This is a genomic window from Thiomonas sp., from assembly GCF_054608695.1.
Genome location: NZ_JBTRXV010000008.1, coordinates 72,101 through 93,024, shown reverse-complemented (window position 1 = coordinate 93,024; position 20,924 = coordinate 72,101). Strand labels below are relative to the sequence as shown.

Below are 20,924 nucleotides of genomic sequence, written 5' to 3'. Positions count from 1 at the left end.
CATCGGCGCGGTCAGCCCGAGGGTGCTACGGCCCTGCGCTTCGAGGCTGGGCCGACAGGTGTTCTGGGCGGCGCTGGCCGCACTCGTGACGCATCTCGTCCTGGTCGGCAGCGGCTTGCTGCGTGATGGTGCCGTGCTCGACTACGCCAGCGTGCTGGCCGCTGCCGTCGCCGCCAGCGTGCTGGCTTGCCGGCGCACCCGACGCTGAGGCGGGCCGATTCAAGTTCAGGCGGCGTAGCGCCTTGCCCGTAAGGCCAGCAAGCCTTCCACCACATACACGGCAATGCCGGCCCACACCAGGCCGAAGCCGATGGCCTTGTTCGTGCCGAAAGGCTCGTGGTAGAGCCAAACGCCCAGCCCCAGCAGGATGGTGGGCGTGAGGTATTGCAGGATGCCGAGCAGCGAGAACGGAATGCGCCGCGCCCCGGCAGCGAACAGCAGCAGCGGAATGGTGGTCACCGGCCCGGCGGCGACGAGCAGCCAGCGCAGGCTCCAGTCGCTGCTGGCGAACACATTCGCACCCTGCGCGCTTTCCCAGGCCAGATAGGCCAGCGCCAGCGGAAACAGCACCGCGGTTTCCACGGCCAGGCCTTCGAGCGAGCCCAGCGGCGCCGTCTTGCGCAGCAGGCTGTAACCGGCAAAGCTGAAGGCCAGGGTCAGGGCGATCCACGGCACATGGCCCACTTCGGTCGTCATCCAGCCCACCCCCAGCGCCGCGATGCCGACCGCAAGCCATTGCACGAGCCGCAGGCGCTCGTGCAGGATGAAGGTGCCCAGCGCCACGTTCAACAGCGGGTTGATGTAGTAGCCCAGGCTGGCCTCGACCACATGGTCGTGGTTCACGGCCCAGATGTACGTGCCCCAGTTGCAGGCCAGCAGCAAGGCGCTGCCGGCAAAGCGGGCCAGCACCGCGGGCTGCTCGCGCAGCAGGCGCATCCAGGCCCAGCGCTTGAGCACCAGCAGGATGAGAAACACCAGCAGCAAGGACCACACCATGCGGTGAGCCAGAATTTGCAGGGCCGGCACCTGGTGCAGCAGCTTGAAATACAGCGGAAACAGGCCCCACAGGGTGTAGGCGCCCAGGGCGTAAGCCACGCCGGGATTCATGTTTGTTGGGAGTGTGTGAACGGGAACTCGCCATCGTACGTGGGCCGCCAGTCTTTTGCCGACGCCAGCGCCGAGGCAAGCGTCCTGGTCTCGGAATCGCGGTGAAGGCCCATGGCGGGAGATGCGGCGAACGCGCTGGTGTCAGGCATGGATGGCGGGTGTTGCCCTAAGCTTTCGGGTGGACGCACCAGCTGGCCGCGTGCCGGTCGGCAAGCCGGGGCAGATGCGTCACGACCCCATCAACACGGAGCCATCAGCCATGTCGCTGCAAGCCGAACCCAGCTATGTCTTTGTACCCGTGGTGCCCAGCCTGCCCGTGGCGGGCAGCGCCCAGCGCTTCCCGGTGCGCCGGGTCTATTGCGTGGGGCGCAACTACGCCGAACATGCGCGCGAAATGGGCCACGACCCCGAACGCGAACCACCGTTCTTTTTCATGAAAACGCCCGACGCGCTGCTGGGCAGCGGCGGCGTGTTTCCCTATCCGCCGGCCAGCAGTGACGTGCACCACGAGATTGAACTGGTGGTGGCCATCGGCCAAGGCGGCAGCGACATCGCGGTGGACGCGGCGCTCGGCCATGTCTGGGGCTATGCCGTGGGGCTCGACATGACGCGCCGCGACTTGCAGGGGCAGGCGAAGAAGCTCGGCCGTCCGTGGGAGGTGGGCAAGGCTTTCGATGCGGCGGCGCCCTGCTCGGCGCTGTTGCCGGCTCAGGGCACCGCGCTTGCACCCAGCGCGGCGATCTGGCTGGAGGTGAACGGCGCATCGCGCCAGCGTGGCAAGCTGGGCGACATGATCTGGAGCGTGCCCGAAATCATCGCCCATCTCTCGCGCCTGTTCCGGCTGGAGCCTGGCGACCTGATTTTCAGCGGCACGCCCGCCGGCGTCGGGCCGGTGCAGCGCGGCGACCGCCTGCGCGGCGGCGTGGATGGCGTGGGTGCGCTGGACATCAGCGTCGGGGCCTGAGGCGTCCTCGGGTTGGATCGTGGGTCTGCAGCACTGCGCTTGCAGCGGTGCCGATGCACAACCCGGACGAAAAAAAACCGCGACCGAAGTCGCGGTTTTTCAGCCAACGGCTGGGTCGAGAATCAGACCGGACGCACGTTGGAAGCCTGCAGGCCTTTCTGGCCCTGCTTGACTTCGAATTCGACGCGTTGGTTTTCGGTCAGGGTCTTGAAGCCGCTGCCTTGAATTTCGCTGAAATGGACGAACAGGTCAGCGTCGCCGCCATCCTGGGCAATAAAGCCGAAGCCCTTGCCTTCGTTGAACCATTTCACAATGCCCGTTTGGGTCGCCATGATCATTCCTTACTTTTTCAAATGCTGCGCAGCACATGCCGCCGCAGTGCAGAGACACGCAAGAACATCACTTGGGGAATTCAACCGGGCTTGCCGCGGGGAGCGGCAGTAAACAGCAAAAACCTGCAAAACGACAACCTTGTGCATACCTACGAGTCGAAGTATACCGGATGCGGGCGAATCGCGTTGGGTGCCTTGCAGAGGGCCACCAAACCTGCCGCTTCGCGTCAGGCCCCCCGAGGGGGGCAAGAAAACTCGGGGGGGCCCTGCGTTTTCTTGAGAGGGCATGGCGCGGTGAAAGCCACGTGGCATCTGTGGTGACAGCGCCGAAGCGCGGCCCGAGGGTGCTCAGACGTTGAACAGGAAGTTCAGCACGTCACCGTCTTTCACCACGTAGTCCTTGCCTTCGGCGCGCATCTTGCCGGCGTCCTTGGCGCCTTGCTCGCCGCTGTACTTGATGAAGTCGTCGAAGGCGATGGTCTGGGCGCGGATGAAGCCGCGCTCGAAGTCGGTGTGGATCACGCCGGCGGCCTGCGGCGCGGTGGCGCCAATGGGGATGGTCCAGGCGCGCACTTCCTTCACGCCCGCGGTGAAATAGGTCTGCAGGCCCAGCAGGCTGTAGCCGGCGCGGATGAGGCGGTTCAGGCCCGGCTCGTCCTGCCCGAGTTCGGCGAGAAATTCTTTCTTTTCCTCGGGTGACATGCCGGCCAGCTCGCTCTCCAGCTTGGCGCAGATCGCCACCACCGGCGCGTTTTCCTTGGCGGCGTACTCGCGCAGGCGGTCGAGGTGGGGGTTGTCGGTGAAGCCGTCCTCCGTCACGTTGCCGACGAACATCGCCGGCTTGGCGGTGATCAGGCACAGCGGCTTGATCAGCGCCATCTCGTCGTCGGACAGGCCCATGGCGCGCACGGGCTGCGCCTGGTTCAGCGCCTTTTCGCAGCGCTGCAGCAGCTCGGCCGTTTTCAGCGCTTCCTTGTCGCCGGCGCGGCCCTGCTTGTTCATGCGGTGAATCGACTTTTCCACCGTGCCGAGGTCGGCCAGGCACAACTCGGTCTGGATCACGCCGATGTCCGCCAGCGGGTCGATGCGGCCAGCCACATGAATCACGTTCTCGTCGTCGAAGCAGCGCACCACGTTGACGATGGCGTCGGTTTCGCGGATGTGGGCGAGGAACTGGTTGCCCAGGCCTTCGCCCTGGCTGGCGCCCGCCACCAGTCCGGCGATGTCGACGAACTCCACCACCGCCGGCACCACGCGCTGCGGCTTGACGATGGCGGCGAGCTGCTGCAGGCGCGCATCGGGCACCTCCACCACGCCGACATTGGGCTCGATGGTGCAGAAGGGGTAGTTCTCGGCGGGAATGGCGCTTTGGGTCAGCGCGTTGAACAGGGTGGACTTGCCCACGTTGGGCAGGCCGACGATGCCGCATTTGAGACTCATGGCAGGTGGCGTGGGGGCAAAGCGCGCATTGTAGGAGGCCGCCCGTTGCGGGTGGCGCGGGTGGCGCGGCGCCGCAACCGCGGCTTGTTGGGGTTGGTGACGCCTACGCTTTCGCGCCCGCCCTGCCGGATCCCGCCATGTTCCCCGTCGTCCTGATCGCCCTGCTGGTCGGCCCCGACGGCGCCGAGGTGCGCGCCGGCAACAAGCGGGTGCGGGTGGGCGCGACGCCGCGGTTCGTGCCCGAGGCTCCGGGCGCGGTGCTGTGGTCCGGCGACGGTGGGCACCGCCATACCGAGGAGCTGATCCTGCCGGGCGAAACCCTCTACGCCCTCGGCCAGTTCCAGAGCCTCGACCCGCCGCCCACCCTGCCGCCGGATGATCTCAGCGAAACCTTGCGCTGGCAGTCATGGGCCTGGCTGGCGGCAGGGTTGCGGGCTTTGGGTTTGGCGGGAGCGGCCATGCTGGGCTAGGTCACTGCACCGCGTCCAGCACCTTGTCGTCCACCTTCGTCGCGGGCCCGCCCTTGGGGCCGAGCAGGGCGTAGAGCAGGATGGCGCCGAAGGTGGCGGTGCCGATGCCGCCGAGGGCGAAGCCGCCGAACTTCAGGGTGAAGTCGGCGGTGCCCAGCATCAGCGTGATGGCGACGATGATGAGGTTGCGGCTGTCGGAAAAGTCCACCTTGTTGTCCACCCAGATGCGCGCGCCGGACACGGCGATGAGGCCGAAGATGACGATGGCCACGCCGCGCAGCACCGGGAAGGGGATGAGGTGGATGAGCGCGCCGAACTTGGGGCTGAAGCCGAGCACGATGGCGATGACCGCGGCGGTGGCGAAGATGAGGGTGGAGTAGATCTTGGTCGCCGCCATGACGCCGATGTTCTCGGCATAGGTGGTCACGCCGGTGCCGCCGGCCGAGCCCGAGACGATGGTGGCGATGCCGTCGCCGAGAAAGGCGCGGCCCATGTAGCGGTCCAGGTTCTGCCCGGTCATGGCGGTGACGGCCTTGATGTGGCCGAGGTTTTCGGCCACGAGAATCACGACCACCGGCACGATCAGGCTCATGGCCTTGGGTTCGAACACCGGCGCGGTGAAGGCCGGCATGCCGAACCAGGCGGCGTTGGCGAGGCCGGAGACGTCCATCGGCACGCCCAGGCCGAGGCCGTTGGTGAGCAGGGCGTAGATCACGCTGGCGACCAGCAGCCCCACCAGGATGAGCAGGCGCTGCACCATGCCGCGGGTGTACACGGCGACCAGGCCGATGCTGACGAAGGTGATCAGCGCCATCCAGTCGTCGAAGTTGCTCGCGCCGTGGCTTTTGATGGCGATGGGCGCGAGGTTCAGGCCGATGACGGCGACCACCGAGCCGGTGACCACCGGCGGCATCAGGCGCTCGATCCAGCGCGTGCCGATGCCCATGACGACGAGCCCGATGGCCGCATACACCACGCCACAAGCCACGATGCCGCCCAGCGCCACGGCGATATTGGGGTTGGCGCCCGAGCCGGCGTAGCCGCTGGCGGCGATGACCACGCCGATGAAGGAGAACGAGGAGCCGAGGTAGCTCGGCACCCGCCCGCCGACGACGAGGAAAAAGATCAGCGTGCCCACGCCGCTCATCAGGATGGCGATGTTGGGCGAAAAACCCATGAGCAGCGGCGCGAACACCGTGGAGCCGAACATGGCCACCACATGCTGCAGGCCCATCGCCAGGGTCTGCGGCACGGGCATGCGCTCGTCGGGGGCGATGACGCCGTGGGTTTTCAGGCGCCATTGGGGGAAATAGGACTCGGCCATGGTTGCAGCTCCCTGGGTTGTCGGGCTTGCCTGCGTCAGCGAGGCGGCCCCGTTGTAAGTGATGTGCGGGTTTTCAGGAATGCTCGGCTGCCGCCGTGCGTTGCGGCTGCCGCTTGTGTTGGTGCGGCAGACTCAGGGCGCGCTGCCGCGCAGCTCGATCGGACGCAGGATGAGGTAGACGATGGCGGCAATCACCACGCCAAGCTCGAAGCCGATGTCCATGCCGTAGGGCGGGTTGAACAGGCCGGCGACGGGGCCGACGAACATGGTCTGCGCCGCGCCCAGGTAGACGCCGAACAGGCCGGCGGCCATGGCGATGGCGGCGGCCCAGCCCACGGGCAGCTTGCTGCGGGTGTTCCAGTCGTCCACGTTGTAGCGGCCGCGGCGGAACACGGCGTGCTCCAGGATGAGGATGATGGCCCAGGGCCCCAGCCAGTATGCGACCAGCAGCAGGAAGTTCTCCAGCGTGGCGTTGAAGTGCGCGGCCGACGGAATGGCGATGGCGATGTAGACGACGGCGCCGATCAGGGTCCACACCGCGCGGTTGATCTTCTGGAAGCCCTTGCCCAGCACCTGCATCGACAGGCCCAGGCTGTAGTCGTTGGGAATGTTGTTGGCGATCACCGACAGTGCCAGCAGCAGGAGCAGCAGCTTGCCCGTGCCGCCCAGCGGCTGCAGCACCGCGGCGAGCAGGGCGCCGCCGCCATTGGCGCTGGCCTTGCCGTAGGCGGCCACGGTGGTGAGCGACATGCCGAAAATTTCCAGCAGCACGCAGGGAATGAACACGCCCAGGAAAGTGAGCCAGAACACGCGCGGGGGAGGCGTGTTCTCGGGCTGGTTCACGTTGTAGTCGGCGGCGTAGGAGCTCCAGCCGGTGGCGAAGCCGAAGATGGCGCCGCCGAACGACACCAGCGAGGCCGCGTGCGCCATGGTCCACACCGGGGTGGGCAGGGTTTGCATCTGGCCGCCTGCGGTGAACAGCACGATGAGGAAGATGATGGCCATGGGCATCCAGGCGTAGCGCTCGTAGCGGTGCACGTAGCGGTAGCCGTAGATGCTGACCACGGTGGTGAGCGCGGCGATGATGAGGATGGCGGCCCAGGTGGGCACGGCGCCGCCGGAGATTGCGGTGACGATCTGCGCGCCGACGATGACGTTCACCGCCGACCAGCCGATGCAAGCCGCGACGTTGAACAGGGCCATGACCTTGGCGCCGTTCCAGCCAAAGGAGAAGCGCGAGATGGTCATCTGGCGCAGGCCGAGCTTGGGGCCCAGCGTGGAGAAGAACGCCACCGGCAGCACGCCCAGGATGTTGAAGCCGACGATGACCGCCACGCTGTCCCAGAAGCCCAGGCCGAACACCGGAATGGCGAGCGCGCCGAGCGCCACGGTGGAGATGACCAGGTTGGCCGACAGCCACATGGTGAAGTTGTCGAAGATGCGCACATGCGCGCGCTGATTCGGTGGCACGCGCTCGATGCCGCGGGTTTCGATGCCGGGCTCGTAGCCGGGCAGAGCGGGTGGGGCGATGGAACTGTTCATGGAGAGTCCTCGTTGTGCGGGGCAGGGGTGTGTCGTGCGGGTGTCTGTTTGGCGCGTTCCGAATGACGCCAAATCGTATACAAAAACCAAGCAAAATTCATTCCCGGCGACCCTGACAAGACGCCGACCTTGCGCGGCTTTCCATGCCGGGCATCCCCAGGCCGCCGCCGAGGTCGAACACGCGCGCAAGCGACGCTGGCCCGGCCTCAGCCACGGCTCCAATCCACCGTGGCAGGCCGCCCTGGCAACTGCAGTGCTGCGGTCGCGGGCGGCGTGGCGGCGATGAGCTTGCCGCCGCGGATCACCGCCAGCCGCGTGGCACGCAGGCGGATGGCTTCGACCGGGTCTCCAGCTTGCAGCAGCACCAGGTCGGCGCGGCAGCCCACCTCCAGGCCGTAGCCCTGCAGCCCGAGGATGGCGGCGGGCGTGGTGGTGACGGCGGCAAAGCATTGGCGCATCGCCTCCTGCCCGGTCATCTGGGCCACATGCAGGCCCATGTGTGCCACTTCGAGCATGTCGCCGCTGCCCAGGCTGTACCACGGGTCCGTCACGCAGTCCTGGCCAAACGCCACCGGCACGCCCGCGGCCAGCAGATCGGGCACGCGCGTCATGCCGCGGCGCTTGGGGTAGCTGTCGTGCCGGCCCTGCAGGGTGATGTTGATCAGCGGGTTGGCGATGGCGGCCACACCCGCCTCGCGCATCAACGGCAGCAGCTTGCTGACGTAATAGTTGTCCATGCTGTGCATGGAGGTGAGGTGCGAGCCGGTGACGCGCCCTTGCAGCCCGAGGCGCTGGGCCTGGAAGGCCAGGGTTTCGATGTGGCGGGACAGCGGGTCGTCGGACTCGTCGCAATGCATGTCCACCACCAGCCCGCGTTCGGCGGCGAGTTCGCACAGGATGCGCACCGACTCGGCGCCATCCTGCATGGTGCGCTCGAAGTGCGGAATGCCTCCGACCACGTCCACGCCCAGGTCGAGCGCGCGCTTGAGGTTGGCCAGGGCGTTGGCCGAGCGCAGCACGCCGTCCTGCGGGAAGGCGACGAGTTGCAGGTCGAGATAAGGCTTCACCCGTTCGCGCACCTGCAGCAGCGCCTCCACCGCCAGCAGCCGGTCGTCGCACACGTCCACATGCGAGCGGATGGCGAGCAGCCCCTTGGCCACGGCCCAGTCGCAATAGGCCAGCGCGCGCTCGACCAGCGCCTCCTGCGTCAGCAGGGGTTTGAGTTCGCCCCACAGCGCGATGCCCTCCAGCAAGGTGCCGCTCTGGTTCACGCGCGGCAGGCCGTGGCTGAGCGTGGAGTCCATGTGGAAATGGGCATCGACGAAGGGCGGGGTGACGAGCTGGCCGGCGCAGTCGATTTCGCGCCCGGCCTGCGCCGGCAGATGCGGCTGCAGCGCGGCGATGCGGCCATGCTCGACGCCGATGTCGATCCCGACTCGGCCGTCGGGCAGGGTGGCGTCGCGAAGAATGAGGTCCAGCATCGTGCGTTCCTTCCGGGTTGCTTCAGTCGCTTGGTCGCGGCTTGCCCAGACGTGTCCTCAGACCCGCCTGGAGGTTTTGCTCCCTCCCCGCTTGCGGGGAGGGCTGGGGTGGGGAGCGGCTGGCGTGCGCAAGCCGCCAGCCGCACGGCTCGGCGCCGTGCCCGCTGCAAGCGCGCCCAGCCCGCAGCCGCGCAGCACCAGGCTGACCACATGCTCGGTGGCGCGTTGCCAGGGGGCGCCGCGCAGGCTGCGCGCGCCCAGCACGGCACGTACCTGGGGGGCGAAGTCGGCATAGGTCTGGGTCGCAGCCCAGATGGTGAAAAACAGATGCGGCGGATCGACCGGGGCCATGCGCCCCTGCGCGATCCAGCCCTCGATCACGGCCGACTTGCGCGCCACCAGCTCGCGCAGTTCGCCGCGCAGAATGTCCTGCATCTCGGGGGCGCCGCGCAGCATCTCGCCGGCGAACACGCGCGAGGCCTCGGGCCGCGTTTGCGCCAGCGCCATCTTGGCGCGCACATAAGCGTCCAGCGCCTGCGCCGGGTCGGCATCGGCGCGAATGCTGTCGGTCTCCGCCAGCCAGTCGTGCAGCATGCCCTCCAGCACCGCGCGGTAGAGCTGCTGCTTGGTGCGGAAGTAGTAGTGGATATTCGCCTTGGCCACCCCGGCCTGCGCGGCAATCTCGGCCATGCTGGCTCCGCGAAAACCATCGCGCGCGAACACGGCCTCGGCCGCGCGCACGATGCCGGCTTCGTTCGCCTGGCGGATGCGGCCCGCGGGCGGCACGGCCAGCGCCGCAGCGCTCCGCCGGGGCGCTGCCCCAGCGATCTGCGCCGGCTCGGCCGCCATCACTTGGTCCCGAAAATCCGGTCGCCGGCGTCGCCCAGGCCGGGGACGATGTAGCCATGGTCGTTGAGCCGCTCGTCGATGGCGGCCAGCGTGATGGGCACGTCGGAATGGGCGGCGCGCACGGTGCGCACGCCTTCGGGCGCGGCCAGCAGGTTGACGAGCTTGAGCGTGGTGGCACCGGCTTCCTTCAGCCGCGACAGCGCTGCAGCGGCGGAGTTGCCGGTGGCGAGCATGGGGTCGACGACGATGACCAGGCGCTCGGCCATGTCGTCGGGCACCTTGAAGTAGTACTCCACCGGCTCCAGGGTGTCCGGGTCGCGGTACAGGCCGATGTGGCCGACGCGGGCGTTGGGCAGCAGGTCGATCATGCCGTCGAGCATGCCGTTGCCGGCGCGCAGGATGGACACGAGGCAGAGCTTCTTGCCGCTGAGCAGCGGCATGCGGCAGGCGGCCACCGGGGTGACCACGTCCACCTCCTCGGTGGGCAGGTCGCGCGTGGCTTCGAACGCCAGCATCGCGGCGATCTCGCGCACCAGACGGCGGAAGTTGTCGGTGGTGGTGTCCTTGCTGCGCGCCAGCGTCAGCTTGTGCTGCACCAGCGGGTGGTTGACGACATGGACCATGGGATCGTTCATGTGGGTTCTCCGTTCATGCTGTGTTGTCATGGGGTGAGCGGGGCGCGGCCTGGGAGGCGTCAAAACACCGTGCCGTCGCTGACGATGTGCAGCGGCGGCCCACCACCGGCGCGGCGCTCGGCGGCGATGCGGCGGCCGGCGAACCAGGCGCCGCCTTCGATCACCTGCGTCAGTGGAAATTGCGCCGCGCTCACGCCAAGGCGCGCGCGCACGGCGTCGGCGAGGTCGTCGAGCAGCGCCACCGTGAGGGCGCGCCACTCCACCACCGGCTCGCTGTCCACGGTGAGCGGCTTGCTCGCCAGCGCCGCGTCGCGCGGCTGCAGCAGGCCGAGGTCGAGCAGCAGGCCGCCGTTGCGGTATTCGGGCAGGCCGGTGAGGGCGTCGAGTTCGCGCACCTGCAGGGCGCCCCATTGCAGCGGCTCGATCAGCGAATAGCTCATCCACTGCGTCAGTTTGTGGAAGGGCATATAGCCGTCGCTCGTGGCGGGGTGATGCCAGCAGTCGCCCAGGTTCACGCCGGCCAGCGTCAACCGGCCCGGCCACACCGGGCCGAGCAGGCGCAGCAGGGTGGACAGAATGGTGTCGGCGCGCACGCTGATGCTTCCAACTTCGCCCCCAACTTCGCCCTGCGCCGCGGCTTGGGCCAGCCAATGGTCGAACAAGCGTCCCAGGCGCAGGCTGCCGGGGCGTTCGGGGTCGGCGAACACGGCGGGCGCGGCGCGCATGGCTTCGCCCAGACTGCGCAGCAGCCGGGCGCGACCTTCCAGCCCCACCAGCAGGTTGTCGGGGCCAACCTGGAAGGCCTGCGCCAGCACGGCGGCGTCGCAGCGGCGCAGCGCGGCGGCGTCGCAGCGCAAGGGCTGGGCCGGGTCGTCCGACAGCCGGCCACTGGCGAACAGCGCCAGGCTGGCCACGCCCAGCCCTTCGGAGCGCGCCAGGGTCTGGCCGCTGCCGGCGTCGGCATAGCGCCACTGCGGGCCGGCACCGGCGTCGAGCAGCACGCTGGGGACCACGAGGTCGATGGCGATGCGCGCACGCTCCTGCGGCGTGGTGTGCAGTGGGTCGAGCAGGCTTGCGAAGCGGTCGACGCCGCCGGTCTCGAAGTGGCGCCAGCGGCTGTGCATGGGCACGCGCAAATCGGGGTGGCGGCTGCGGATGGTGTCGACCACATAGTCGGCCGTGGCGTCCATGCGCTCGGGATGCCAGGTGAAATGCGCCAGCTCGCCGCGCCGCGCATGCGCCATGATTTGCGCCGCATGGCTGCGCACGGCGGCAGCGCTCAGCAGGCTTTGCGCCAGCGCCGGGGCGGCGTTCCGGGAGTGCTCCATCTGCCGCGCTTCCCCCTCCCGGCCTCCCCCACCGGTGGGGGAGGAGAAGGCGCGATCTTCCGCGTGCTCGGGGGAGGAGAAAGCGGCGCCTTCGCCTCGCGCAGGAGACGTGAATTCACTCCCTCCCCATGGTTGGGGAAGGCTTGGGAGGGGAGCTTGGGCGTCGCCCAGGGGCAGCTTGCGATGACTCATTCCTCCAGCCCCCGACCCTTCGGCAGCGCCAGTTCTTCTTCGCTCGGCGTGTAGTGCGTGAAGTAGCCGGCGGCTTTTTTCGCGTCCATTTCCACGCGCGCATCGGGCGGAATCAGGTCCTCGGGAATGGCCACCTGCTCGACGACCTCGATGCCGGCCTGGGTCAGCGCGTCGAGCTTCATATTGCTCATCGACGCCCAGCGGTCGATGCGGGTGATGCCCAGCCAGTGGAACACGTCGGGCATGAGCTCCTGGAAGCGCATGTCCTGCACCCCGGCCACGCATTCGGTGCGCTCGAAATAGGTCTCGGCGCGGTCGCCGCCGAGCTGGCGCTTGCGCGCGTTGTAGACCAGGAACTTGGTCACCTCGCCCAGGGCGCGGCCCTCCTTGCGGTTGTACACGACGAGGCCGACGCCGCCCTGCTGCGCCATCTCGATGCAGACCTCGATGCCATGCGCCAGATAGGGCCGGCAGGTGCAGATGTCGGAGCCGAACACGTCCGAGCCGTTGCACTCGTCGTGCACGCGGCAGGCCACGCGGGTCTCGGGCTTGCCGAGCTGGGCGACGTCGCCGAAGAAGTACAGCGTCATGCCGCCGATGGGCGGCAGGAACACCTTCAGGTCGGGCCGCGTCACCAGTTCCGGGAACATGCCGCCGGTCTGCTCGAACAGGGTGCGGCGCAGCGCCGGTTCGCGCACGCCGAAGCGCGCGGCAATGCCCGGCAGCCACCACACCGGATCGACCGCGGCCTTGGTCACGCGCACGTCGCCGTTGGCATGCAGGATCGCGCCGTCGGGTGTGAGCCGGCCCTTGGCGATGGCGTCTTTCAGCTCCGGCATATTGATGTGCGCGCGGGTGACGGCGATGGTCGGGCGCAGGTCCAGCCCGGCAGCGATCTGCGCGGCGAACACCTCGGGCACCAGATGGCCCCAGGGGTCGAGCGAAACGATCTTGCCGGGCTCGGCCCACTGCGGATGCGGGCCGATGGCGGCGGCCGGCGCGGTGTCGGTGAAGTCGGGCCGGTGGTCGCGGTCGAGCGCGCCCGAGGCCACCGCCAGCGCGCGGTACAGCGCATAGGCCCCCGCATGCGTGCCGATGGCGTTGCGCCGGCGCGGATCGGTCAGCGTGGCCACCACCGGACCGCGCGCAGCGGCCGTGGCGGCGCCCCAATGGATTTCAGGCGGCTGCACCATGCTGCCCTGGCCGGGATGCGATGAGAGCACGACGTGACTGGACATGAAGGGCTCCAAAAACTTGACCGATTGGTCAGAATATACGGCGATGGATGCAAGCATCGTGCCGGGTTTTCCCGCTGGCCGCGTGCGTTTCACGGTGCGCTTGAAGCCGCTTGCCTGGGAGCGCAGACCTGAAGGCTGCTGTGCGCAGCGGCGTTCAAACCGCTCGTGGTGCACCGTTGCGCCTGTTTGGTGCATGGCACGGCCAACGATGGGTTCGACATCGCGGGCGACGCGGCTAACGCCCTCGCCGGCCATCTGCGCTGCTTCTTGCGCGCCCGCGCCTTGCCGGAGACACGCCGCGCACAAAACAAATTGTCACGGCGGCGCCAATTCGAGTGCTGGCGCGCGTCTGCAAGCCAAGCCGTTGAAGCATGCTGTTGCACTTGCGTGCGCCGACGCATTGACTCCCAATGCGTCGAAACCGAGAATGAATCACGACATTTCAACCACGACCCGGCCCTGACTTCGGGGTTGCACAAGGGCTTTGAAGCTCGGGCGGGATACTCCGGAGACTCACATCATGACCAGCATGCCCAATGCATGGAAACGTGCCGCCGCAGGCATGGCAATGAGCGTGGCGGCAGTTGCCGCGCACGCTGCAGCCGCGCCCTCGGTGATCAAGATCGGCACCCTGTATGCCAGCAGCGGCGCCTTCGCCGTGGCGTCCCAAGGCCAGTACGAGGGTCTGCAATACTGGGTCGACGCCGTCAACAAGGACGGCGGCCTGTTCGTCAAGGCCTACGACAAAAAGATCCCCGTGAAGATCATCGCCTACGACGATCAAAGCTCCACCTCCACCGCCACCACGCTCTACAACCAGCTCATCACCCAGGACAAGGTGGACGTGCTGGTGGCCGACTTCGGCTCGGTGCTCACCTCGGTGGCCGTGCCGCTGGCGGCCGAGCACCACATGCTGCTGATCGACCCCACCGGCTCGGGCGCCAATTTCTTCACCAAGCCGACCAACTACCTGGCCGATGTGAGCATTCCGTCGTCGCAGGTCTGGCCGGTTCCTCTGGCCAAATACCTGTTGCAGCAAAAGATCAAGCGCATCGCCATCGTCTACGACGCCAATGACTTCGACGCCTCGCAGGCCACCACGATGAAGGACGTGCTGGCCAAGGGCGGCGTCACCCCGGTGTACTACCACGGCGTGTCCACCAGCGAGTCCAACTACACCGTGCTGCTGCACACCATCGCCGCGAGCAACCCCGACGCGGTGCTGGAGTTCGGCTATCCGCCCAATGACATTGCCTTCCTCAAGGCGCTGTCGCAAAGCGGGCTGCACTTCCCCATGACCTTCACCATCTTCCCGGGGCAGTTGCTCAGTCTGCTGACCAAGAACGTTGGGGCCAAGGGGCTGGCCTACACCTACACCTATCCGACGCCGCCGCTGGTGAAGTACGACAAGGTGAGCTACGGGCAGAACACGTTGCAGTTCGTCGACGCCTTCACGGCCGCCAAGAAGAAGGCGCCCAATTTCCTGGACGCGGCGGGCTACAACACCGGCCTCATCATCCAGCACATGCTGGACATGGCGCCCAAGTTCACCCAGCTTGACTTCCATCAGGCGTTGATGGACATGTCGGGCAAGACCACCACCCTGCTCGGCGAGTTCAAGATCAACGCCAACGGCGCCCAGCTCGGCCAGCCCTTCCCGGTGGCGCAGCTGGTGCCCGAGGCCGACAGCATGAAGGTGGTCGTGGTCTACCCGCAGGACAAGGCGACTGGCAAAGCCGTGTATCCGGCGCCCAAGCCGTAAGTCACGGGCCGCGCGGCCCGACGCTTCCCTTGTGGCCGCCCCTCCCCCGGGGCGGTGAACAAGCCGCCCGCACCCAGGTGCCGGCCGGCTGGGAAGCGTTGCAGACGTTTGCTTGAAGCATCGATCAGGGAGAGCGTTTGGAACTGCTCGCATACGCCATCATTGGTGGCATTCTGTACGGCATTTTTTTCAGCCTGATCGGCATCGGGCTGAATCTGATTTTTGGCGTCATGCGCATCATCAACCTGGCGCACGGGCAGTTCATCGTGCTCGGTGGCTATGCCGCCTGGATCGTCTCGCGGCACTTCGGTTTTAACCCGCTGTGGGGCGTGCCGCTGTCCATCGCCTGTGCCGTCGTCATCGGCTATCCGCTGTATTACGCCGTGGTGCCGCGCCTGCAGCGCAGCGGTGACCCGGAGATGCTGTCCTTCATCCTGTTCTTCGGCATCGGCCAGATGCTCGAAGCGCTCACAGGGTTGGCCTTCGGCGCCGATCAGCGCTCGCTGCCGAGCGAGGCGCTGGGTTCCGGCAACATCGGCCTGCTCGGCCAGCAATTTCCCGACAGCTGGTGGGTGGCCGCGGCGTTCAGCCTGGCCGCCATCGTCGGGCTGTATCTGTACTTCGCGCACACCAAGCTGGGTTACGCCACGCGCGCCATCATGGCCAACCGCGACGAGGCGCTGGCCACTGGCATCAGCGTCAACCGCGTCTCGGTCATCGCCTTCGTCGCCGGCCTGGCGCTGGCCGGCACGGCCGGGGTGTTCCTGCCGTATCTGCTCGGCTCGGTCTCGCCGGACCTGGGCAACGAACTCACCACCACCTCGTTCGCCATCGTCATCATCGGCTCGCTGGGCAACCCGCTGGGCACGGTCATCGGCGGCCTGGTGTTCGGCCTGGGCACGATGCTGATGCAAACCTACTACTCCTCCTGGTCCAACCTCGTGCCTTACGTGCTGTTGTTGATCATCGTGCTCATCCGTCCCACCGGCCTGCTGGGCAAGGCGGTGCGCAATGCCTGAACCGACCCCCATGGCCGAACCTATCGCCATCTCCATGCCCGAGCCTTCCCGGCTGCGGCGCCTGCGGCCCGGGCTGATCGTGCTGCTGTTGTTGGCCGTCGTGTTTCTGCTGCTGCCGCATGTGTACGGCAACGAGACGCTGCTGTTCACCCTGATGACGTTCATCGTTCTGGCGCAGGGCTTGAACCTGCTGTACGGCTTCACCGGCTACCTGCCCTTCGGCTATGTCGGGTTTTTCGGTTGCGGGGCCTATGCCACGTCGCTGCTGGTGCTGCACAGCGGCTTGCCGGTGCTGCTCTGCGTGCTGGGCGGCGGCGTGGCGTCAACGTTGATGGCGCTCGTCCTCGGCCCGCTGCTGCGCCTGTCGGGGGCGTACTTTTCCATCGCCAGTCTGGCGGCGTCGCAAATCCTGTATTTCGTTGTCTCCAACACCAATCTCGCGGACATCACCGGCGGACCTTACGGCCTGAAAATCGAGCAGGTGTATGCGCCCGGCGCCAGCTACAACACCATGCTGGCCGTGCTGCTGCTGGCCACGGGCCTGGCGGCGTGGTTCCGCAGTTCGCGCTTCGGCATGGGGCTGCGGGCGATGCGGCAGGACCCGGTGAGCGCGAGCATGGCCGGCATCGACGTGGTGCGCGCACGCCTGCTCACCTGGCTGATCTCGGCCAGCGTCGCCGGTCTGGCCGGCGGGGCTTATGCATGGAACCTCTCGGTGTTCTACCCCGAGGCGGTGTTCACCTTGCAGATCTCGGTGTTCGCCATCGTCTTCGCGCTATTCGGCGGTGTCGGCACGGTCATCGGCCCCATCATCGGCGCGGCCGTGCTGTACACGCTGTACGCGGCCATCGGCATTTCCACGCCGCAGTATTTCCAGCTCATCTACGGCCTGCTCATCGTGCTGCTGGTGCTGTTCCTGCCCGGCGGCATTCTGTCGCTGTTCACGCGGAGGGGTGTGCGTGTTTTCTGAAACCCCCGCAAGCGCCGCGGGCGGCGCCGAGCCCATTTTGCAACTCGCGGGCGTGAGCAAGCGCTTCGGCGGCCACGTGGTGTTGAACGACGTGAGCTTCAGTCTCGCCCCGGGGGAAATCGTCGGTCTGGTCGGCCCCAACGGCTCGGGCAAGACCACCACCATCAACGTCATCTCCGGCCTGTACCGGGCCGACGCCGGCAGCATCACCTACGCGGGCCAGCCCGTGCACCAAGTACCCATGCACAAGCTGGCGCGGCTGGGCATCAACCGCACCTTCCAGGTGCCCAAGAACTTCCGCGACATGACCGCGCGTGAAAACATCGAAGTCGCCGCCCACTTCGGCCATGCGCAGCAGCAGGTCGACGTCGAAGCCGTCCTGCGCGACATCAACCTGCTCGCCCAGGCCGACAAGCTGGCGGGTTCGCTCACCGTCAACCAGCAAAAGCTGCTCGACCTCGGCCGCGCCCTGGCCACCGGGCCGAAGCTGCTGCTGGTGGATGAAATCGGCGCCGGGCTCAACCCTGCCGAACTCGGCGGCATCGCCGAGCTGCTGCTCAAACTCGCCCAGCGCGGCATCAGCCTGATCGTGGTCGAACATCTGATGGCGTTCCTCAACAACATCACCGCGCGAGTCATCGTCCTCGGCGCCGGCCGCATGTTGTTCGAAGGCTCGCTCGACGCCGCCTCGCGCGATCCGGAAGTGGTCGCCGCATTTTTCGGAGGCGAGGTATGAGCACGCCGCAGGGCCGCCCCAAGGCGGGTGAACCCCTCCCGGAGGGGACGCGCGAAGCGCGAGGGGAGTCCATGAGCACGCCGCAGGGCCGTCCCAAGGCGGGCGAACCCCTCCCGGAGGGGACGCGCGAAGCGCGAGGGGAGTCCATGAGCACGCCGCAGGGCCGCCCCAAGGCGGGTGAACCCCAACAGACCTCCAACAGCTTGCTCGCCGTGCGCGACGTGCAATCCGGCTACGGCGCGATGCAGGTGCTGTGGGGTGTCGATCTCGACGTCGCTGCCGGCGAAACCGTGCTGCTGCTCGGCGCCAACAGCGCCGGCAAGTCCACCCTGCTGCGCACCCTCATCGGCCTGCTGCCCTGCTGGCGCGGCAGCATCAGCTTCGAGGGCGAACGCATCGATGCATGGGCTCCCGACCAGCGCATTCGCCGTGGCATCGCCTTCATGTCCGAGCTCGGCGTGTTCCCCTCCTTGTCCATTGACGAGAACATCGCTCTCGGTGGCTACTTCCTGCCCGACGCCAAGGTGCGCCAGCGCAAGGAGCGCCTGTTCCAGCTGTTCCCCGATCTCGCCGCCAAGCACCGTGACGCCGCCGGCACCCTGTCGGGCGGGCAGCGCAAGATGCTGGGCATCGCCAAGGTGCTGGTGGCCGAGCCCAAGCTGTTGCTGATGGACGAGCCTTCGTCGGGGCTGGCGCCGGTGTTCGTCAAGCAGGTGATCCAGGTGCTCAAGACCAGCATCGGCCACGGCACCTCGCTGCTGATTGCCGAACAGAACGTCGCCTTCCTCGAACTGGCCGATTGCGGCTACCTCATCGACCACGGCAGGGTCAAACTCTCGGGCACCCGCGCCGAGCTGGAGGCGAGCGACGCCGTGCGCGAGACCTATTTCGGCTTGTGAGCGCCCCCAGGGTCGGCCCGGGTGTTAAGGGAACTTGGGAGCGGCCCCGCGTTCCCTTGTAATGCGCGCCACGGACCTCAGCGCAACGAACCCTTGAGCCGGTTTTGCAGCTGCTCGCGCAGTTGCTGCCGGTCTTTCACGCCGAGGCGTTTTTGCAGTTCCTGCTCGGCGCGGTTTTTCAGCGCGCTCTCGATGGCGCCGCCCGCGGCCTGCGACCAGAGCACCGCGTACTGCGGCCGGGAGAAGGCGCCGCTGATGCGCACCGGGACGGTCAGGCCCTTGAGGGCGGCCGCTTGTGGGCCGCCCTGCCCGGCGGGGGTGCCGACGAGCGTGGGACGCAAGACATAGTCGAGCGTGCGGGCGGGCAGGTCGACACGGCCCTCGCCACCCACCCGCAGCAGCGGGCTTTGCACGTTGAGGTCACGGCTGGAGGCCACGCCCTGAGCGAGCTGGAAGCTCACCGAGAGCGATGAGAAATCGGTCCGCTCCTGGCCGCTGGTGCTGCCCAGGCTGTCTTGCCGCAGGCGCAGCAGGTTGCCGGCCTGCCGCAGGCTTTGCGCCAGATTGAAGCCCTTGATGGCGCCGTTGCGCACCTCGAATTGCGCCGTGCCGTCGAGCGCGCCGAGCAGGGCGGTGGTGCTCGCACCGCGCGTCGTCAGCGCGAGCTGGGCGTCGGCCGTGCCGAGCAGCAGGTCATACCCGCTCAAGGCCTGGATGATGGGCTGGATTTGCAGGTGCTGGGCGGTCTGCATCAGGGCGTAGCCGGCATGGTTCAGGTCCACCTGCAGCGTGCCGCCCAGCGTGCCGCCATAGCCCTGCATCGCAAACGGATCGACGCTGAGGGTGTTGCCGTCGTCGCGCACATGCGCCGTCAAAGCGTTCCATTGCATGCCCTTGAAGCGCAGGCTTCCCAGTTGCAGGCGGGCATCGAGTTGCAGATCCTTGAGGGGAGTCAGGTCGATGGGTGCTGCCGCGGGCGTCCCGGCCTTGGGTACTGGCTTGGCAGTACTTGGCTGCGCCGAAGCGACGGTGGCGTGGGTGCCGAGCAAAGCGTCGAGATCGAGCCGGTCGGCGTCGGCCTGCAGCGTGATGGCGCCTTGCTTGCTGGCGCCGGTGAGCTGCACCTTGGCCGGCCCGGCCTGTCCGGCCAGGGCAAAGCTGGCTTCGGCGCCTGCCTGTGCGTAACTCAGACGGCCTTGCAGGTCGAAGGCGAGCGCTTGCGCCTGCGGACTGTCCGCCCGCCAGCTGCCTTGCAGCCGGGCGGCGTCGAAGCTGGCTTGCAGTCCGGGCAGATCCAGATTCAGCGCGCCCTGCAAGCTGGCGTGCAGGCCCGGCGCTTGCGGCCCCTGGCCTTGCTGCAGATCGAAGCGCAAGCCGGGGATGGCAAGCTTGGCCGCCGGTCCTGAACAGGCCGGGGCTTCGAGTTCGAGGTGCAGGGTGCGCGGTGCCGCGCCCAGCAGCGCCCGCGCCTGCAAAGCTCCCAACTGAATGCTGTTGCCGCTCCAGTCGAACAGCGGCAGGCTTGCATCGAATTGCAGCGGTTCGCCCTTCGCATTCTGGCCCTGGGCCTTGATCTGCACGTTCTGCAGCTGCAAGCCGCCATCCCTGCCCGGCTGTGGCTTGGGCTCGGGTTCGCCGGCCGCCGCCGCAAGCGGGCTTGCGGCCGGTGCTGGCGTATAGCTCAGGCTGCCCGACACATTGCCCAACAGTTTCTTGATGCCCAGGATGTTGCCGTCGCTGCGCAGCATGAAGTCTTGCAGCAGCAGCGGGTTGTGCGGCGCGGCTTGCAACTGGCCTTTCAGGCTGAAGTTCGCGTCCAGCAGGGGTTTGGTGAACGTGGCGCGCGCACTCAAGCTCATCGGGCTCAAGGCGGGTTCGCCCAGTCCGGAGAGTTCCAGGCTCAAGCCGCTGAAGCGGCCGCTGACGCCGGTCCTGGCATCGCTCAAGGCGATGTCGCCGCCGTTGATGCTGAGCTTGCGCACCAGCATGCCCACCGGCGCGGTCGGCTTGGCAGGCGGGGATGCGGCAGAAGAAGGCGCGGTATCGGCCTTGGGCAGCAGGTCGTCGAAATTGAATTGCCCCTGCGTGTTGCGCTGCACGACGATGTGTGGCGCATCGAGCACGATGCGGTCGACCACGATCTGCCGCTGCAGCAGCGCCAGCAGGTTCAGATGCAGGCGCATATCGCTGGCCTGGGCGAACAGCGCATTGCTGCCGGGCTCGCTCAGGCGCATGGGCCCGGTGTTCAGGGTGAAGGGCGGAAACAGCCGCAGCTCGATGGTGCCGGGCAATTGCAGCGTGCGGTGATAGCGTTGCTGCACCGCGCTGATGAGAGCCGCCTTGTACTGGTTCGGGTCGAACGCCAGCAGCACCAGTCCCACCCCGCCAACCACCAGGATGCCGATGGCAATCAGCGCCGCGACGGCGCTCTTGATCAGCTTGTTGCCCATGGTGGCAGCCTGCCGCAGCACGGTGTGTTCAAGTGTCCTTGCATCGGAGGTGTGTTCGGCGCGGCAGTGCACTGCCGCGCCGGGGCGGGCGCAAAATGAAGGGACGTTCATTCTAGGCACAGGTATCGACGGCATGACGATGCGCACGCTACGCCCCAGCAAGCCCGCCAGCGGACTCCCTCCGCG

General features: G+C 67.5%; 19 protein-coding genes. 8 read left to right on the top strand and 11 right to left on the bottom strand.

The window, feature by feature from the left end; translation table 11 throughout:
• On the top strand, positions 1 to 208 hold a 208-nt coding region (locus tag ACYCUK_RS05860), incomplete at its 5' end, for a hypothetical protein (protein ID WP_461593887.1).
• 17 nt (positions 209 to 225) lie between these two features.
• On the opposite strand, the gene rarD is transcribed toward ACYCUK_RS05860, so the two are convergent.
• A complete protein-coding gene (gene rarD, locus ACYCUK_RS05855; RefSeq protein ID WP_112485068.1) occupies positions 226 to 1,107 on the bottom strand; it encodes an EamA family transporter RarD in 882 nt (293 codons plus the stop codon).
• 259 nt (positions 1,108 to 1,366) lie between these two features.
• Here rarD and ACYCUK_RS05850 point away from each other — a divergent pair, with 259 nt between their 5' ends.
• Positions 1,367 to 2,071 carry a fumarylacetoacetate hydrolase family protein gene (locus ACYCUK_RS05850; RefSeq protein ID WP_461593886.1) on the top strand — a complete coding sequence of 235 codons (705 nt, stop codon included), beginning with the start codon at positions 1,367 to 1,369 and terminating at the stop codon, positions 2,069 to 2,071.
• A 122-nt stretch (positions 2,072 to 2,193) separates the two neighbouring features.
• Here the strand turns inward: ACYCUK_RS05850 and ACYCUK_RS05845 are convergent, their stop codons facing one another.
• Positions 2,194 to 2,403, bottom strand: a complete 210-nt coding sequence (locus ACYCUK_RS05845) for a cold-shock protein (protein WP_112488140.1) — start codon at positions 2,401 to 2,403, stop codon at positions 2,194 to 2,196.
• Positions 2,404 to 2,751: 348 nt separating this feature from the next.
• Positions 2,752 to 3,843, bottom strand: coding sequence for a redox-regulated ATPase YchF (gene ychF, locus ACYCUK_RS05840; RefSeq protein ID WP_461593885.1), 1,092 nt, complete (start codon positions 3,841 to 3,843; stop codon positions 2,752 to 2,754).
• Between the two features lie 137 nt (positions 3,844 to 3,980).
• Between ychF and ACYCUK_RS05835 the strand changes: the two genes are divergently transcribed.
• On the top strand, positions 3,981 to 4,313 hold the full coding sequence (locus ACYCUK_RS05835; RefSeq protein WP_461593884.1) for a hypothetical protein: 333 nt from the start codon (positions 3,981 to 3,983) through the stop codon (positions 4,311 to 4,313).
• Between the two features lies 1 nt (position 4,314).
• On the opposite strand, the gene ACYCUK_RS05830 is transcribed toward ACYCUK_RS05835, so the two are convergent.
• From ACYCUK_RS05830 to ACYCUK_RS05800, 7 genes are all read right to left on the bottom strand, one after another.
• On the bottom strand, positions 4,315 to 5,637 hold the full coding sequence (locus tag ACYCUK_RS05830) for a solute carrier family 23 protein (protein WP_461593883.1): 1,323 nt from the start codon (positions 5,635 to 5,637) through the stop codon (positions 4,315 to 4,317).
• Between the two features lie 132 nt (positions 5,638 to 5,769).
• The gene (locus ACYCUK_RS05825; RefSeq protein WP_461593882.1) at positions 5,770 to 7,179 is read right to left on the bottom strand and encodes a purine-cytosine permease family protein; all 1,410 of its coding nucleotides are present in this window, start codon (positions 7,177 to 7,179) and stop codon (positions 5,770 to 5,772) included.
• Positions 7,180 to 7,385: 206 nt separating this feature from the next.
• Positions 7,386 to 8,660 carry an amidohydrolase family protein gene (locus tag ACYCUK_RS05820; RefSeq protein WP_461593881.1) on the bottom strand — a complete coding sequence of 425 codons (1,275 nt, stop codon included), beginning with the start codon at positions 8,658 to 8,660 and terminating at the stop codon, positions 7,386 to 7,388.
• Between the two features lie 57 nt (positions 8,661 to 8,717).
• Positions 8,718 to 9,509 (bottom strand): TetR family transcriptional regulator C-terminal domain-containing protein, encoded by a 792-nt coding sequence (locus tag ACYCUK_RS05815; protein WP_461593880.1) that lies wholly within the window; start codon positions 9,507 to 9,509, stop codon positions 8,718 to 8,720.
• Positions 9,509 to 10,144, bottom strand: a complete 636-nt coding sequence (upp, locus tag ACYCUK_RS05810) for a uracil phosphoribosyltransferase (RefSeq protein WP_461593879.1) — start codon at positions 10,142 to 10,144, stop codon at positions 9,509 to 9,511. The genes ACYCUK_RS05815 and upp overlap by 1 nt, the downstream gene beginning before the upstream one ends.
• 59 nt (positions 10,145 to 10,203) lie before the next feature.
• Positions 10,204 to 11,664, bottom strand: coding sequence for a DUF1688 family protein (locus ACYCUK_RS05805; RefSeq protein WP_461593878.1), 1,461 nt, complete (start codon positions 11,662 to 11,664; stop codon positions 10,204 to 10,206).
• Positions 11,661 to 12,902: a GTP cyclohydrolase II gene (locus ACYCUK_RS05800; protein ID WP_461593877.1), complete on the bottom strand. Its 1,242-nt coding sequence runs from the start codon at positions 12,900 to 12,902 to the stop codon at positions 11,661 to 11,663. The genes ACYCUK_RS05805 and ACYCUK_RS05800 overlap by 4 nt, the downstream gene beginning before the upstream one ends.
• Before the next feature lie 520 nt (positions 12,903 to 13,422).
• On the opposite strand from ACYCUK_RS05800, the gene ACYCUK_RS05795 reads away from it, so the two are divergent.
• The 5 genes from ACYCUK_RS05795 to ACYCUK_RS05775 all read left to right on the top strand — a co-directional run bounded on the left by ACYCUK_RS05795 (position 13,423) and on the right by ACYCUK_RS05775 (position 18,288).
• Positions 13,423 to 14,664 (top strand): amino acid ABC transporter substrate-binding protein, encoded by a 1,242-nt coding sequence (locus tag ACYCUK_RS05795; RefSeq protein ID WP_461593876.1) that lies wholly within the window; start codon positions 13,423 to 13,425, stop codon positions 14,662 to 14,664.
• Positions 14,665 to 14,801: 137 nt separating this feature from the next.
• Entirely contained in the window at positions 14,802 to 15,683 is an 882-nt protein-coding gene (locus tag ACYCUK_RS05790) for a branched-chain amino acid ABC transporter permease (RefSeq protein ID WP_461593875.1), read from the top strand.
• Positions 15,676 to 16,653 (top strand): branched-chain amino acid ABC transporter permease, encoded by a 978-nt coding sequence (locus ACYCUK_RS05785; RefSeq protein WP_461593874.1) that lies wholly within the window; start codon positions 15,676 to 15,678, stop codon positions 16,651 to 16,653. Before ACYCUK_RS05790 ends, ACYCUK_RS05785 begins: the two co-directional genes overlap by 8 nt.
• The gene (locus ACYCUK_RS05780; RefSeq protein ID WP_461593873.1) at positions 16,643 to 17,389 is read left to right on the top strand and encodes an ABC transporter ATP-binding protein; all 747 of its coding nucleotides are present in this window, start codon (positions 16,643 to 16,645) and stop codon (positions 17,387 to 17,389) included. Before ACYCUK_RS05785 ends, ACYCUK_RS05780 begins: the two co-directional genes overlap by 11 nt.
• Positions 17,386 to 18,288, top strand: a complete 903-nt coding sequence (locus ACYCUK_RS05775; protein WP_461593872.1) for an ABC transporter ATP-binding protein — start codon at positions 17,386 to 17,388, stop codon at positions 18,286 to 18,288. The genes ACYCUK_RS05780 and ACYCUK_RS05775 overlap by 4 nt, the downstream gene beginning before the upstream one ends.
• Positions 18,289 to 18,365: 77 nt before the next feature.
• On the opposite strand, the gene ACYCUK_RS05770 is transcribed toward ACYCUK_RS05775, so the two are convergent.
• Entirely contained in the window at positions 18,366 to 20,849 is a 2,484-nt protein-coding gene (locus ACYCUK_RS05770) for an AsmA family protein (protein ID WP_461593871.1), read from the bottom strand.
• Positions 20,850 to 20,924 lie beyond the last annotated feature (75 nt).

What these genes read in the sequence shown, in the direction of transcription:
- rarD (WP_112485068.1), bottom strand. Translation starts at nt 1,107, where the DNA reads ATGAATCCCGGCGTGGCTTACGCCCTGGGCGCCTACACCCTGTGGGGC.
- ACYCUK_RS05850 (WP_461593886.1), top strand. Translation starts at nt 1,367, where the DNA reads ATGTCGCTGCAAGCCGAACCCAGCTATGTCTTTGTACCCGTGGTGCCC.
- ACYCUK_RS05845 (WP_112488140.1), bottom strand. Translation starts at nt 2,403, where the DNA reads ATGGCGACCCAAACGGGCATTGTGAAATGGTTCAACGAAGGCAAGGGC.
- ychF (WP_461593885.1), bottom strand. Translation starts at nt 3,843, where the DNA reads ATGAGTCTCAAATGCGGCATCGTCGGCCTGCCCAACGTGGGCAAGTCC.
- ACYCUK_RS05835 (WP_461593884.1), top strand. Translation starts at nt 3,981, where the DNA reads ATGTTCCCCGTCGTCCTGATCGCCCTGCTGGTCGGCCCCGACGGCGCC.
- ACYCUK_RS05830 (WP_461593883.1), bottom strand. Translation starts at nt 5,637, where the DNA reads ATGGCCGAGTCCTATTTCCCCCAATGGCGCCTGAAAACCCACGGCGTC.
- ACYCUK_RS05825 (WP_461593882.1), bottom strand. Translation starts at nt 7,179, where the DNA reads ATGAACAGTTCCATCGCCCCACCCGCTCTGCCCGGCTACGAGCCCGGC.
- ACYCUK_RS05820 (WP_461593881.1), bottom strand. Translation starts at nt 8,660, where the DNA reads ATGCTGGACCTCATTCTTCGCGACGCCACCCTGCCCGACGGCCGAGTC.
- ACYCUK_RS05815 (WP_461593880.1), bottom strand. Translation starts at nt 9,509, where the DNA reads ATGGCGGCCGAGCCGGCGCAGATCGCTGGGGCAGCGCCCCGGCGGAGC.
- upp (WP_461593879.1), bottom strand. Translation starts at nt 10,144, where the DNA reads ATGAACGATCCCATGGTCCATGTCGTCAACCACCCGCTGGTGCAGCAC.
- ACYCUK_RS05805 (WP_461593878.1), bottom strand. Translation starts at nt 11,664, where the DNA reads ATGAGTCATCGCAAGCTGCCCCTGGGCGACGCCCAAGCTCCCCTCCCA.
- ACYCUK_RS05800 (WP_461593877.1), bottom strand. Translation starts at nt 12,902, where the DNA reads ATGTCCAGTCACGTCGTGCTCTCATCGCATCCCGGCCAGGGCAGCATG.
- ACYCUK_RS05795 (WP_461593876.1), top strand. Translation starts at nt 13,423, where the DNA reads ATGACCAGCATGCCCAATGCATGGAAACGTGCCGCCGCAGGCATGGCA.
- ACYCUK_RS05785 (WP_461593874.1), top strand. Translation starts at nt 15,676, where the DNA reads ATGCCTGAACCGACCCCCATGGCCGAACCTATCGCCATCTCCATGCCC.
- ACYCUK_RS05775 (WP_461593872.1), top strand. Translation starts at nt 17,386, where the DNA reads ATGAGCACGCCGCAGGGCCGCCCCAAGGCGGGTGAACCCCTCCCGGAG.
- ACYCUK_RS05770 (WP_461593871.1), bottom strand. Translation starts at nt 20,849, where the DNA reads ATGAACGTCCCTTCATTTTGCGCCCGCCCCGGCGCGGCAGTGCACTGC.